At 46.9% G+C, this 14631-nt stretch carries 10 protein-coding genes, 1 tRNA gene and 1 pseudogene; 9 read left to right on the top strand and 3 right to left on the bottom strand.

All coding sequences use genetic code 11. From position 1 onward, the window contains the following. The first annotated feature begins 189 nt into the window (after positions 1 to 189). From QUB11_RS19920 to mutT, 3 genes are all read left to right on the top strand, one after another. The gene (locus tag QUB11_RS19920) at positions 190 to 1149 is read left to right on the top strand and encodes an RNA polymerase sigma factor, RpoD/SigA family (RefSeq protein ID WP_333342007.1); all 960 of its coding nucleotides are present in this window, start codon (positions 190 to 192) and stop codon (positions 1147 to 1149) included. 221 nt (positions 1150 to 1370) lie between these two features. Then, positions 1371 to 1712, top strand: coding sequence for a DUF760 domain-containing protein (locus tag QUB11_RS19915; protein WP_172187001.1), 342 nt, complete (start codon positions 1371 to 1373; stop codon positions 1710 to 1712). A 202-nt stretch (positions 1713 to 1914) separates the two neighbouring features. After that, positions 1915 to 2319 (top strand): 8-oxo-dGTP diphosphatase MutT, encoded by a 405-nt coding sequence (gene mutT / locus QUB11_RS19910; protein ID WP_333156657.1) that lies wholly within the window; start codon positions 1915 to 1917, stop codon positions 2317 to 2319. Between the two features lie 49 nt (positions 2320 to 2368). Here mutT and QUB11_RS19905 read toward each other — a convergent pair whose 3' ends face one another. Further along, a complete protein-coding gene (locus QUB11_RS19905) occupies positions 2369 to 3607 on the bottom strand; it encodes a histidine kinase (RefSeq protein WP_333156656.1) in 1239 nt (412 codons plus the stop codon). A gap of 88 nt (positions 3608 to 3695) precedes the next feature. On the opposite strand from QUB11_RS19905, the gene QUB11_RS19900 reads away from it, so the two are divergent. The 3 genes from QUB11_RS19900 to QUB11_RS19890 all read left to right on the top strand — a co-directional run bounded on the left by QUB11_RS19900 (position 3696) and on the right by QUB11_RS19890 (position 8379). Next, positions 3696 to 5384 carry a DUF2079 domain-containing protein gene (locus QUB11_RS19900; protein ID WP_333391541.1) on the top strand — a complete coding sequence of 563 codons (1689 nt, stop codon included), beginning with the start codon at positions 3696 to 3698 and terminating at the stop codon, positions 5382 to 5384. 250 nt (positions 5385 to 5634) lie between these two features. Continuing rightward, positions 5635 to 6822, top strand: coding sequence for a glycosyltransferase family 4 protein (locus QUB11_RS19895; protein ID WP_333391539.1), 1188 nt, complete (start codon positions 5635 to 5637; stop codon positions 6820 to 6822). Between the two features lie 312 nt (positions 6823 to 7134). Next, complete coding sequence (locus QUB11_RS19890) at positions 7135 to 8379, top strand: MFS transporter (RefSeq protein WP_333391546.1); 1245 nt, start codon at positions 7135 to 7137, stop codon at positions 8377 to 8379. Between the two features lie 270 nt (positions 8380 to 8649). Here QUB11_RS19890 and QUB11_RS19885 read toward each other — a convergent pair. Then, positions 8650 to 8723: transfer RNA gene (locus QUB11_RS19885), tRNA-Arg, on the bottom strand. A gap of 78 nt (positions 8724 to 8801) precedes the next feature. Here QUB11_RS19885 and moaC point away from each other — a divergent pair. The 3 genes from moaC to QUB11_RS19870 all read left to right on the top strand — a co-directional run bounded on the left by moaC (position 8802) and on the right by QUB11_RS19870 (position 10036). Continuing rightward, complete coding sequence (moaC, locus tag QUB11_RS19880) at positions 8802 to 9323, top strand: cyclic pyranopterin monophosphate synthase MoaC (RefSeq protein WP_333391537.1); 522 nt, start codon at positions 8802 to 8804, stop codon at positions 9321 to 9323. Between the two features lie 88 nt (positions 9324 to 9411). Then, positions 9412 to 9669 carry a 2TM domain-containing protein gene (locus QUB11_RS19875; RefSeq protein ID WP_006633890.1) on the top strand — a complete coding sequence of 86 codons (258 nt, stop codon included), beginning with the start codon at positions 9412 to 9414 and terminating at the stop codon, positions 9667 to 9669. A gap of 64 nt (positions 9670 to 9733) precedes the next feature. Further along, a complete protein-coding gene (locus QUB11_RS19870) occupies positions 9734 to 10036 on the top strand; it encodes a DUF3181 family protein (RefSeq protein WP_006633891.1) in 303 nt (100 codons plus the stop codon). A 65-nt stretch (positions 10037 to 10101) separates the two neighbouring features. Here the strand turns inward: QUB11_RS19870 and QUB11_RS19865 are convergent. Then, positions 10102 to 14631: pseudogene (locus tag QUB11_RS19865) on the bottom strand (hypothetical protein); the annotation flags it as partial.

Genomic DNA, 14631 nt, shown 5'->3' with positions numbered 1-14631 from the left:
TGTTCACGCCCCAACCAAAACCTAACCTGAGACGGTGCTGACTGGGAGTAGTAGCTAGCTACCATAAAATTAAGCCTCTTTAAATGGAAGGAAAGCGCAAGTCCCCGCCCGCTTTCCTTCCCAGCTAAAGCTAGGGGTTTGCGACTACCGCAAACCTTTAGAGGCACAGATCCTCAGCGGGAAAAGCTCATGAAAACTCTTAAGTCCTCAGATACAGATTCTGTTCGCGCTTACTTGCGGGAAATCGGCCGCGTTCCCTTGTTGACCCATGAGCAAGAAATACTCTACGGGAAACAGGTACAGCGCTCAACCGCACTGCATCAGGAGAAAAATATTTTAGCCGAAGAGTTAGGCCGCGACCCGACGGCGGCTGAATGGGCACAGGCAGTTGGGCTGTCTGAGGCACAGTTGCAGCGGACGCTCGAAAACGGAGAAAGGGCAAAGCGCCAAATGGTGGAAGCGAATCTCCGCCTGGTAGTGTCTGTTGCCAAAAAATATATCAAGCGCAACGTAGATTTACTGGATCTAATTCAGGAAGGCACGATCGGGATGCAGCGGGGAGTAGAAAAATTTGACCCCACTAAGGGCTACAGATTTTCTACTTATGCTTATTGGTGGATTCGTCAGGCAATTACTCGGGCGATCGCCGAAAAAGGCCGCACCATCCGCTTACCGATCCACATCACCGAAAAGCTCAACAAAATTAAAAAGGCTCAGCGCCAACTTGCTCAACAGCTTGGTCGCGCGGCCACGGCTGCTGAATTGGCATCCGAGTTAGAGTTGACTCCCAAACAGATTCGCGAATATCTCGATCGCGCGCGCCTGCCACTTTCCCTGGACTTGCGCGTGGGAGACAATCAAGATACAGAGTTGGGCGATTTGTTGGAAGATACGGGTACTACCCCGGAAGATTTTGCTTTGCAATCTTCCCTGCGGACTGACTTAGACCAGCTAATGGCGGAACTGACTCAGCAACAGCGAGAAGTGCTCGCCTTGCGGTTTGGTTTAGAAGACGGGCAAACCTTAACTTTGGCCAAAATAGGCGATCGTCTCAACATCAGTCGGGAACGAGTGCGGCAAATAGAACGGGAAGCTTTGACCAAACTCCGCAAGCGCAAGCAAGATATCAACGATTATCTAGCCAGCTAGGTAGATTGGGGATTGGCGATCGGGTTCCCCCCACTTGCAATCCCCAATCTAAAATCGTAAAAACCGCCGCTTTTAATTCGGTTGTGCCCACTTGGTTGCTATGACTGTCCTGCTACATTAGTAATTACTTAGTAATAAAGATCAGCAGCCATCAGATAAGGGTTATTTAATTTAACCGCCCGCGTCTAACATAACAAGCTGTCTCTGAAACGGAGGTACTCGTGAGCAACTCATCTAATAAATCCCCAGAATTCTTTGAAGAAGACGGAGAAAATGCCAACTTATTATGGCAATACGTGCAGTCAATGGCTCCCGACACAGTTTCTCAGTTGTCTAAGCCGACTTCTCACGAAGTGTTTCAAGTAATGGAGCGAAATATTGTTGGACTTTTGGGCAATTTGCCTTCGGAACACTTCGGGGTGACAGTTACTACCAGTCGCGAACATTTGGGTAGATTGCTCGCCTCGGCTATGATTAGCGGTTATTTTCTGAAAAATGCCGAACAGCGAATGACTTTTGAAAAGTCCATACAAGCCAGTGAGAGACACGGCTCGGACGATTAGTAGATTCTTAACATTTAAGTAATCCAAGTGTCAAGCCCCCCCTCGCAAGATGGGGGCTTAATATTTTAGATTTTAGATTTTAGATTTTAGATTTTAGAGGGTTGATTTTAGATTAAATAATTGAATAATTATTGATATTATTCTTACATTCCCAATTCCCAATTCCCAATTCCCAATTCCCCATTCCCCATTCCTAATTAATATGTCTGTTTCTCCTGTTGCCCACAAAGTTATCGGCGTTGCTGCAATCTGGAACGATCGCCAACAAATTTTGATTGACAAGCGCCGACAACATGGACTGCACGGGGGTTTCTGGGAGTTTCCTGGCGGAAAAATAGAGCCTGGGGAAACAATCGAAGCTTGCATAAAACGGGAAATTATGGAGGAGTTGGGGATTGTCGTAGAAGTTGGCGATCGCTTGATTACAATTGACCACGACTACACTAAATTTACAGTTAGACTATACGTCCACCACTGCCGCCACGTCAGCGGGGAACCGCAAACGATCGAATGCGATGAAATTCGCTGGGTGACACTCGACGAAATTGACCAATTTACTTTTCCCAAGGCCAACGCACAGATTATTGCTGCACTGCGTTCAAGTTGAGCTGTAATATAAAATTCGGTTGGTACTGAACAACTGACAACTGTTAACTTTATTTTTGTACGGGCAGAGTAAAGTGAAAACAACTGCCTCGATCGACTACGGAGTCTACCCAAATTTGACCGTAGTGGGCGCGGATGATGCCTTGACACAGAGACAGTCCAATGCCGTAACCGTCGGTTGATTTATCTCGCTGCAACCGAAAGCTGTCTTCAAAAATGCTCGCGCAATCTTCTTCAGGAATTCCCGGGCCGCTGTTGCAAATGCTGACTTGAACTTTGTAAGCGGTGCGGTGGAGAATTGAAAGATTAACAGTTCCTCGGTCTGGCGTGTACTTGCTGGCGTTGTCCAGCAGGTTGACTATGACTTGTTTGATGCGATCGGGATCGGCATAAACTAAGGGCAAATCGGCGGGAATGTCTGTTTCTAAGTTCAGACTTTTCGCCTGAAATTTGTCTTGAAACTGCAAGATTACATCTTGACAAATCGGGCCCAGTTCGATTCTTTTTGGTTCAATGTGGAGTTGAGCGTTTGTACCCCGGGCTGCTTGCAGGATATCTGTAATCATACGATCGACAATTCGGATTTGGCGGCGGGCTTGTTTCATCAAATGAGCCGCCAGACTCGGTGTCAAACGCGACTTTTCCCCCTCTTTCACCTTCTGACTTGACTCCAAAGTTTCCAAAGCCAAAGATGCTGCCGTCAAGGGATTACGCAAGTCATGAGCTAGCATCGCAATAATCCGGTCTTTCAACTGCAACTGCTCTTGCAGGTGTTCTTTTTCCTGTTTGAGGCGAAAAACTTCATCGGAAAGCTGCACAAGTTCGGCGGCGCAAGCAACGGAATAGATTGGTTTTGGGTCAGTCAGGCTTTCAGCAAGAGCTGGGGCCGACTGTTGTTGAGCTGCGTATTCCTCTACAGAACGCTTCCAGCGGGGCCACCAGTGTTCGAGTTGGGCGATTAAATTGCTGCCGGCGAGAGTTTGTCGCGGATCGGGATGAATTTTGAGCAGCGAGGGAGTGGCTACAAGTTTAAAGTGTTCGGCTAAATCGGGCTGTTCTCCTACGTCGATGATTTGAAGCTCAAAGTCGCACTCTGCCTTCAAATCCTTTAGGGACTTGCGGATGTGTCTGGTCTGTTCCCTGGAAGAGGGACGCTTGTCTACGAACAGCAAAAGCTGTAAAAGCGGTGCGGGATTTACCGGCTGTTCGGGAGAACAGTCAGTGCCGCTGGTGCCTGGTGTTGGATGGACGCTGTTGAGCTTTTCGATCGGGTGAAAATAATTGAGCATTGCCTAGCCGAGTTATTTCACTTCTACTTTAATTTAATACTTACTTTAGATTTATGCTATTGTCCGATAATTTCATTACGGCGGGCAGATGATATTTTTGAGATGGAAGAAAAATGAGTCGCTGCGGGTGGTGGTTCAAGTGGCGGTCGCCTTTTTTGTGCTGTGCCTGTTGCTGACGCTGCACCGCTACTACAGCTTTTACGCTACTTACGACCAAGGCATTTTCAATCAACTTTTTTGGAACGGCACTCGGGGTCACTTGTTTGAGAGTTCCCTCTCTTCGGCTTTGTCCACTAATGTGGTTCACCAAAACCAGCTCCCGGAGGTATCTTACTACCGGTTGGGGCAGCATTTCACCCCGGCGCTAATGCTGTGGCTGCCAATTTACTCTCTGTTTCCCTCTCCCGTCACTTTGACGGTGTTGCAGGTGACTTTAATTACCGCGGCGGGAGGAGTGCTCTATGCTCTCGCCAGACACTATCTGGAACCAAAGCTGTCGGCGACAATTGTTGTGAGCTATTACTGCGCTAACGCGGTCATCGGCCCGACTATGGGCAATTTTCACGATATTTGTCAAATGCCACTGTATGTCTTTAGCTTGCTGCTGGCTATGGAGAAGCGCTGGTGGCCCTTGTTTGGGATTCTGGCAACTTTAATTTTGGCCGTGCGAGAAGATGGGGGAGTTGTTTTATTTGGCGTCGGAGTTTACCTGATTTTGAGCCGGCGCTACCCTCGGACTGGTTTAGCAGTCTGCATACTCAGTTTTGGTTATATGATCGTCCTGACCAATCTGATTATGCCTTTGTTTTCTGCTGATATATCCCAGCGGTTTATGATGGAGCGCTTCGGCCAATATGCCGAGGGAGATGAAGCTTCTACTCTAGAAATTATTTGGGGAATGGTGAGCAATCCCGGCCGATTGGTGGCTCAGTTATTTACGCCGTTTTTTGGTAAGATTAGATACCTGCTTGGCCAGTGGTTGCCATTAGCTTTGGTTCCTGCTTTCGCGCCTGCGTCTTGGATGATAGCTGGATTTCCGCTGCTGAAGCTATTTTTAGCGAAAGGAGAGTCGGTGCTGGCGATTAATATTCGCTATGCGATGACTGTGGTTCCAGGGCTTTTTTATGGGGCGATTCTGTGGTGGGCCCAGCGTCAAAAGGAAGAAGATAGAATGGTGAGAGAGGAAAGAATGTTTTTGCGTTTTCCTTCTGCTTTATTTCCTCTGCCTTCGTCTTCAAAATTTCGCCGCTTTTGGGCGTTTTGCATCTGTTTGTCGCTATTTTTTACCTTCACTTCTAACCCAAATCGGACTTTTTCTTTGATTTTGCCCGATGCGATCGATCCTTGGGTGCAGGTTCCTCTCGTCAGACAATGGCAGCACGTTTTGCAAGTGCGGCCGCTATTGGCTCAAATTCCTGCTGATGCTAGCGTGGCAGCGACGAATACTATTGTGCCGATTTTGTCAAGCAGGCGGGAAATTCTCAGGTTTCCGATGTTGGAACTCCGCAATGATGCAGGGAAGGCAGTGAAGATGCAATATGTAATTGCCGATCTCTGGCAGTTGCAGCAGTATCAGGCTGCGTTTCGCACGGAACGGGGACAGTTGCGGGAGATCGTACCGGCGATCGATCGAATGTCCAAATCTGGAGAGTACGGAATTGTTGGCTTTGAAGACGGCGCGATTTTGATGCGTCAGGGTGCTGTTTCTAATTCTGCATCGGTTGCTGCTTGGACCAGTTTTCGCCGCGAATTGGAGCCGATTTTGAAGAAACGGTAAGCCGATAGCCACGATCGCCATTGCTGCCCTCAGTGGCTCAAATCTTGAGGAAACCTGTTTTTTTCAGGTAATGGCGATCGAGCAATTTCATGCAAGAACCAGGTTTAGGCATGATTTTCTGTCTTTGTTGCTGCCAAAAGTCAGGCATTGGGCATCAACTGGCGATCGACTCAAATTTGAGGCAGATAATTTTACAATAAATCTGTTAATCCTAAACATTAAGTTATATAAATTATTTGGAGGGAGAAAGATGAAAATTTTGGTATTGGCATGGGAGTTTCCTCCCAGAATCGTAGGCGGTATCGCCCGCCACGTATCGGAACTATATCCAGAATTGGTGAAGCTGGGACACGAAATTCACTTAATTACAGTAGAGTTCGGCCACGCGCCGATGTACGAAGTGGTGGAAGGAATACGTGTGCATCGGGTGGTGGTGGGGCACGCCAGGGACTTTTTTCACTGGGTGGCGAATCTCAACCAAAGCATGGGCCACCAAGGTGGCAAACTGATGCTGGAGGAAGGCCCCTTTGATATCATCCACGCTCACGATTGGTTAGTAGGAGATGCGGCGATCGCCCTCAAGCATACCTTTAAAGTACCGCTAATTGCCACCATCCACGCCACCGAATACGGGCGCTTCAACGGCATCCACAATGACGGGCAGCGCTATATTAACGCCAAGGAAAACGACCTCGCTTACAACGCTTGGCGAGTAATTGTTTGCAGTGATTATATGCGGCGGGAAGCCGAACGGGTACTAGCGACTCCGTGGAACAAAATAGAGGTAATTTACAACGGAATTAGACCAGATAAAAAGCCCCGCTGGCACGAATTTGACGCGATGGAGTTCCGCCGCCATTTTGCTGCTGATGATGAGAAAATTGTCTATTATGTAGGAAGAATTAGCTATGAAAAAGGCATAGGTGTATTTTTGCAGGCTGCACCTAAAGTAATTTGGGAAATGGGGGGTAAAGCGAAAATTGTAATTGTTGGCGGTGGCAATACAGACCATCTCAAACATTTAGCTTGGCATTTAGGAATTTGGAATAAGTGTTATTTTACTGGGTTCATGTTTGAGGAACATCTCGACAAATTCCAGACGGTGGCTGACTGCGCGGTTTTTCCCAGTCTTTACGAACCTTTTGGGATTGTAGCGTTAGAAAGCTTTGCTGCAAGAGTGCCTGTGGTGGTTTCGGATGCGGGCGGACTTCCAGAGGTGGTGCTGCACACTAAAACTGGCGTTGTTACTGAGGCAAACAATCGGGATTCTTTGGCCTGGGGAATTTTGGAGGTTTTGAAAAATCCGGGTTACGCGCAGTGGTTGGTTGACAATGCTTATCAGGATTTGGAACGCCGATTTAGTTGGCCGAAGTTGGCGATAGAAACCCAGTGGGTTTATGAACGGGTGGTGGAGGAAAGGGCTGAGGTTGATTGGTAAGAATGCTCTTTTTTGACAGTTGACAGTTGACAGTTGACAGTTGACGGTTGACAGTGAGTCGAATATGGGAGCATCTCATATTTGTAAAAACACTTCTTCTGGCTCCTTCCTTCTTCCTTCTTCCTTCTTCCTCTTTTCTCCTGGCTCCTGACTCCTGACTCCTAACTCGAATTTCTCGCTTGGCGGCAAAAGTGAGATGCTCTCGTCGAATATCAACTTTTTTGGTGCAAATCTTAAGAATTTGTAACACAATGATAGAGACACTCGAACTTACTTTGAGTGCACTCAGAAGATTTAAAGGGAATTAGCATCTTGAATATTTTTAGGGAAATCGATCCCCAACCCAGACGCAGCTTACTGATTTTATTCACCGCAGGCCTGCTATTCTGGTCGAGTTTGGCTTCGCTACTGCCAACTTTGCCGTTGTACGTTCAATTTGTGGGCGGCACAAAACAGCAAATTGGCTTTGTGATGGGTGCATTTGCGATCGGACTTTTGCTATCGAGGCCGCAGTTGGGTAAAACAGCCGACAGCAGGGGGCGAAAACAAGTTTTGCTTCTAGGCGCGTCAGTAGCTGCGATCGCCCCTTTGGGCTACCTGTTAGCTCAATCTATCCCCTTACTCTTACTTATTCGCGTTTTTCACGGCCTTAGTATCGCCGCTTTTACTACAGCTTACAGCGCTTTGGTAACAGATTTGTCGCCGCCAGGAAAGCGGGGCGAATTAATCGGTAACATGAGCTTGGTGAATCCTATTGGTCTAGCAGTTGGGCCGGCTATTGGCGGATTTGTGCAAGCTTGGGTTGGTTATACTCCTTTGTTTGCGATGTCGGCGGCTTTCGCTGCAACGGCTGTATTTTTTACCTGCCAAATTGCGGAACCTAATTTTGCCGATTTAATAAAATCGGACTCGCTATCTGAGGACAAAAATAGCCAAAAATACTGGAAAATGCTCTGGAATCCTAGAGTGCGGATTCCGGCTTTAGTGTTATTGGTGGTTGGTTTAGTATTTGGAACTTTGAGCACTTTTATGCCTTTGTTTATCCAAGAAACCAAGGCTAATTTGAATCCTGGATTATTTTATTCTACGGCGGCTATCGCCAGTTTTGGTATGCGCTTGGTCACGGGACGGGCTTCGGACAAATACGGTCGCGGCTTGTTTATTTCTGGCGGCTTAATCTGTTATGCCGTATCTATGTTATTGTTGTATTTTGCTAACAACAGCAGTGCTTTTTTAATAGCAGCTTTGGTTGAAGGTTGCGCGGGCGGTACGGTTTTGCCCATGATGGTAACGCTGATGTCGGACAGGTGCGAACCTCATGAAAGGGGCCGCTTGTTTTCGCTTTGTATTGGCGGATTTGATTTGGGTATTGCGATTGCGGGGCCGACTTTAGGCTTTGTGGCGGAACAAGTTGGCTACAGAAATATGTTTGGTTTTGCGGCTGGACTCGCTGGCTTGGCTTTGCTGATTTTTATTACTCAGTCTAGCAAGGGCTTGTCTAATTCGATGAAATTTGCGATCGGTCGAGGCAAAGATGTTTATGCTTTGAACCGATGATATTACAGAAGCAAGAAGGAAGAGGCAATCATGGGACTTACCAAAAAAGTCGGTTTCTCCCAAAAATCGTGAATCTATGCGACAGATATTGAGGCAGAAACCGGCTTTTTGTCCCCGCGCACCATTCTTACAAACAGGCAAGATGCCTGTTCCACAAAGAGTGGGTTTTATGTAAAACGTACAAATTAAAAAAGTTATGAGTCTTGAAGGTTGAGTTGGATTAATTTCTTAATTCAAAACTCAAAACTCAAAATTCATAACTTTTAGTAGTGGGCTTGGAGGGATTCGAACCCCCGACCTCATGGTTCGTAGCCATGCACTCTATCCAACTAAGCTACAAGCCCCTGTTGAGTTAAGATTTAATCTAAAATTGATTAAGTTCTTTTCTCACAGAATCTAACAGTAACATCATTACCAAAAAAATGCAAGACCTTTCGCAAACTTTTTCTAAATTGCCCGATCGCACACAGCTAACTCACCTCAACAACAGCGGAGAAGCCCAAATGGTGGACGTTTCGGCGAAAATGCCCACTGTGCGGCAAGCTGTGGCGGCTGCCAGGGTGCGGATGCTGCCGGAGACGTTTGCGGCGATTGAAGCGGGGAATGCGCCGAAAGGTGATGTGTTGGGCACTGCAAGGCTGGCTGGAATTATGGCGGCTAAGCAGACTGCACATTTGATTCCTCTGTGTCACCCTCTGCCGCTGAGTAGTGTGGAAGTGCAGGTGATAGCGGATGCTGGGTTGCCGGGGTATCAAATTCGGGCGACGGTGAAAATTAAGGCGGAAACTGGGGTGGAAATGGAGGCGCTGACGGCGGTTTCGGTGGCGGCGCTGACTTTGTATGATATGGCGAAAGGATTGGAAAAGTCGATCGCCATTGAGTCAATTCGCCTGGTGAGTAAAAGTGGCGGCAAGTCTGGAGACTATGAAAATGTAGAGGCATAAGTTTCCTGCCGAAAGAGGGATGCAGCATTCAAAAAGCTGCACTTATGATTAAAATAGGCACTGAACTACTAATATCAAGTGAAAAACTATGCCTCCTCGTTGGCCCCGCAAACCCGATCGCAATGATCCAGAGTACCGCCGTTTAGATGACAGGATGAATTTTGCTATCCACGTCGGTCTTTTTTCTGCTACCAATTCTGGGTTGTGGTTTGTTCACAATTTGCAAAAGGCTGATTGGCCTTGGGCAATTTCGGTAACGGGTGGATGGGCTCTAGTAGTTTTGGCCCACGCGATTTACCATTTTGCGATCGCCGATTATTCGCCCCTCACCAAAGATTCGGGCTGAAGGCAGTTGTCGGCGATTTGTTAAGTCTTTTGATTGATAACAAATAACTTTCGGCTTTTTTGATATGGCTAATACTACACAGGCGATCGAATCCTTAGCAGCCGAAATCGGCGAAAATGTCTACATTGACATTGCCAAGTGGCATTTGTATCTCAATGATGCTCACCTGCATACCGTTGTTGCCCAACAACTTTATTCCATGCTGGAAGATGGCAATTTAGATGCTGACAAAGTTGGACAAGTTTTGCAAGGAATTCCAGTCAAGTTGGGCGGCGGCAAGCGGGAAGTGCCGCTTGCCGATTTGATTCCGATGCAGTGTCAAGTTCAATTGATGGATGTGCTTGAGGAATTTCAGCGGAAGATGTAGTAAAGGGCGATCGCCTTTTTTGGTCTTTTTGTACCGAAGGGGCGATCACGCTTTTTTTTCCTGTCCTAAACCAGCATGAAATTAGCCGATGTTATCGCCTCTGCACTCACTCCAACCATCACACCTAACTGCTCCCCTGTCAAGAGATTCTTAATAATAGTTCCCTGAGTATTTTGAGTTATTTCTAACTGACCAAAACTCAAGCCACCGCTTAATCCAATCAAGTCTTGACCGACGGTAAAATCAGCGATAATATCAAATCCTTCACCAGTTGTTAAGGCAAAGATATCGTTGCCGCTGCCGCCAATCAAACTATCATTGCCCATGCCTCCGTCAAGGATATCGTTGCCTTTGCCCCCAGTGAGAGTATCGTTATCTGCGCCTCCGAAAAGAGTATCATTTCCTGCACACCCTCCCAGGATATCTGCTCCTTCATCACCGTTGATTAAGTCATTACCTTCACCGCCGCAGATTGTATCATTTCCCTGTTGTCCAAACAGATTGTCATCACCTTGACTGCCAAGCAGGATGTCGTTACCTTTGCCTCCATATAAGGTGTCATTATCCTTACCACCATCGATGAAGTCATCATCTTTGTTGCCATAAATGATGTCAATACCTTCGCGACCATCTAAGAAGTCATTGCCTTTGCCTCCGAAGATTAAATCGTTGCCAGACTCGCCAAGAACGATGTCGCTTCCTTCATCTCCGTAGAGAGTATCTTCATCTTTGCCTCCGGCGATGAAGTCATTGCCTTGGTTGCCATTAATAATGTCATTATCGGCACCACCGTATAGGTTGTCATCCCCGGATTTGCCCTCGAATATGTTGGCAGCATCGCTACCTAGTAATTCATCGTTTTGGGCAGTGCCTATCTGAATGCTGGATGCGCCGAGTATGGTGTTTTCAACCGAGTTGGGTCGGTTTAAGTTGGGATAGGTAATTTGGTCGCAGATGCACTCATCGTCTGAGAGGTTATTAGTTGTTGGCGTGGGAGTTGCTGTTTCCGATGGTGTCGGTGTTTCCGACGCTGTTTCCGATGTTGTCGGTGTTTCCGAGGCTGTTTCTGATGGGGTCGGGGCGATCGGTGTTGGTGTGACGGGTGTGGTGCCAGTGTCAGTGCCGGTTTCGGTAGAGTCCTCCGAGCCATATTGTACGTTTTTGACAGTCAGGGGGCTTTCAACATTCGCCTCTGCAATCATCTTGTCAAAAGCAGCACCCGTGTTTTCAGCAAGCGCCTCCTCAATGTTCTTCGTACCAGCCCCCACTTGCTGGAGGTCTTTAGCCACCTCAGCTAACATCGCCTTTTCCACTTGAGCGAGGCGAAGCGCCGCCTCTGCGATCGAGATATTACTGGCTGCAATATCGCTGATGCGCTGATTGCCAGCAGCAATGATTTTTGCCACATTGCCTGCTAGACTGGCAACTTCTGGCTTTTGCACGCTTTGGGCAACTGACTCAATCAACTTCTGCAACAGAGCCGGATCGCTCAAGTTTACAGGAGTTCCCGGCTCTACAACCTTAGATAGCTCTCCGATGACTTTTGTGGCAATCTCCACCTTAGAAAGATTGGAAGCACTGGCAAATAAATTGGTCACCAAGACAATTGCAACTTGAACCTGAACGTGCGGGCTGTAGATAATTAACCCAGTAAGTTCATTGTCCCGCATCGCTTCGATGGCATCGTAATTGCCCAAGTCAACATCTGCCGGAATTCCCAAAGCCGCCTGCACCTTGGCTTGAGCCTCTTCTGCATCCATTCCTTTGCGCTCTAACTCGCTGACCAAGGTCGTAAGCGGAGTGATGGTGGTACCTTCAGAAGCAAACAGGGGCGTTTCCAGAGGCAAATTCGTGGCAGTATTGATGCCACCAATTCCCACCACCCGGCCCTCTTCCGGGTCTAGGAAACCGCTTTGGTTAGTATCGAAATTGGGAACAAAAATATCTAAATCATAGGTACCGTCAGCGTTAGTAATCGTAAAGGGTTCGTCGGGATCTAAAATTCCATTAAAGTTGGCATCGAAGAAAACCTCAGCCCCAGTCACTTCACTGTTAAATAATTTTCCAAGGGTTTTACCGAAAGATTTGCCTACCTTAGCGACTGCCTTCACACCACTGCTAAAGCTCTGAACGGTATCCTTAATAGCCGCTTTAGGACCTTGGCTAATCATGTTGAAGGGTAGAGTCAGCACTGAACCCACAACGTTTCTGCCAGTGTTAGCTAACTTATTGATCGGTTCTAATATGGGAGCCGGCAAAATCTTTTTGATAACAGGGTTATCTGTTATAGCAACAGCTAAGTTTAAAGCGCGGTAAGCCGGATTGAAATTCAAATAGGTCTTGCCCGTAGCCTCAGCAATTCCTCTAACTGTAAAGGATTTTGGCAGAACTGGAAAGGGAACAAACACATCGAACAAGCTGGGAGATTTCGATGTCCCTTGAGAGGGGTTGGAGTTTCCAGTTTCCCAACCAAATTTTGCCAGTGGGAAAGTTGCCAGGTTGTTCTCGTACAGGGTTTTCTTTAACGGCCCAATACCTGCTGTGGCTCGAATATCCAACGAACCATTAATTGTGCCGGAAACTGAATTGATGATATTCCAAGGTTGGGCGCTGTTGAGGACAGTATCTATCTCGGAAGCTCGCAATTTTCCATCACTTTTACCTTCTCGCTCTCCAACATCTCGCAAATCGACGTTGACATTTCCCTTGATTCCGCCCAGGATGTAAAAATCGGCTACCTTAATATCTGGGCCAGCTTTGGCAGCGAGATTTGCGGAGAGTGTCAGTTCTGGAACATCTTGGCCAGTTCCGTCAGCGTTCTTGCGATCGCTGACATAAAAGCCATCTCTTAACAATTGGATTTTATCCGAGGCGTAGTTCGTTGCTTTCCACTGTTGCAGTCCGTAGGTGTCATAGCCAAATTTTAGGTCAGCCTTTGCTTTCAAGTTTCCTTCAAAGCCTACACTCACCGGTGGGAAAGGAGGCAGAGGCTTTGTAATATTTATCGGCACATCCAAATCCAGATTGTCCAAATTCAGGGTCACAATTGGGACATCTGGTTTGCCTAAAAGTAGCTGGATGGCTGTTTCTGGCTTAGTGATAATTGGCACGTCCAGTCCATCAACCACCTCTAACGCTGTCAGAAGTGCGGCAGCTTTCGGATCTTTTTTCTTAAGCTCTTCCTTGCCTATTTTAACGATAGCTTTAGCCTGCGGAGATGTTTTCTCGAACTCTTCTATCCGTTTTAACGGGTTGTAATTATCTAGTTTAAAAGAGCCGAGATCCATCAAAATAGTCTCATTGTTTTTGATGGAATCGTTAACCAGCTTAGTCACCCGGTCTAACTTGACGATTGTTTCTATGAAGCCAGTGGATATTGGTCGGCCTGACAAACTGGAAAGGGTAGATACCATTTCGATGACACTGACCCGCTTCCGGTTGCCATCTATATCCTTAAACAAATTCTCCAGCCCGATTTTGGAAAATATCTGCGTGTCCGCATTTAGGAAATCAATAACTGGCCGAAAGGGTTTAAGAACCTGGTCAACCTTAGTGAAAACAGGTTGGGCAATGCCGGTTATAAATTCGCCAAAATCCAGTTTTGCATTATTGACCTCAACATTGGGTATGCTAGCAGAACTGACGGATTTACCGTTGACGTAATCAGCTTTTGGAAACCCGAACTTCATCTCGAAGACCAAGTTGGGGAATGCTTTGCTGACCACATTTGTCCGGCCTTTCAGGCTCAGATCCCCACTGGTGGAGAAGGTAGACTGTGATAAGTTTTGCGGGTTGTAGGAACTATTGAGTTCTGCCTCGGTCAGGCGATCGCCATCATTGATACCTCCCAGATTATCTAAGTCATTCAGCTTGAGCTGATATGTCCCGCCAATTTGAGTGCGCTTGCCTTGGGTGGTATTTTCGTTGAGGGTGGCTGGGAAAAATCCTAGTTTTGCAGAAGTCTTGAACGAGTCATTTAGACCAAACCCCAGGTTAGTCGTCAGATTCGTTTTGGTGGTATCGATATAGTGGCCAAAAGTTTTGCTGTTACCCAGGCTGAAGTTTAACTGATAATCGAGGTTGGCATTGCCATTACCATCGGCGTTAAAGCCAAGGGCAGGCATTCCTAAATCTTTGAGGACGCTAACTGTACCGAGTTGATATTTCCGGCCTACTGCAATATCCCAGGTGCTTTCCTCGTTAGTGGTATTCTTTTGAACCCTAATGTTGAAGTTAGTTCCTAGAGAACTCCGCAGGTTTGTTTGTAACTGCTCTGCCGTTAAATCACTCCCTGTTTTGAGCGCATTAACCAGGCCATTTTTGAAGCTACCAATAAAATCTTGATTGAGGTTCTGGAAGGGACCGATGATGGGAATCTTAATACTTTCCTGTTCTTTTTTAAGAATTTCATCCAGCTTGGTTAATCCAGTTTCTACAATGGAAAAAACCTTAGTATCAGCGGCGACAGCCGTGGTGAAATTCCAAGCAGTTGCACCTGTAGTACCGGCATAATTATTCCCAGCTAAATCTTTAATTGCACCGCTGGCAATTTCAACGTAGTAACCAGTACCGGGCGCTAAATCTGCTGTGGGATT

The organism is Microcoleus sp. B6-A1, assembly GCF_036705085.1.
In the GTDB taxonomy this organism is placed as follows: domain Bacteria; phylum Cyanobacteriota; class Cyanobacteriia; order Cyanobacteriales; family Microcoleaceae; genus Microcoleus.
The sequence above is the reverse complement of the archived record's forward strand: the minus strand, read 5'-3'. Positions and strand labels throughout refer to the sequence as shown.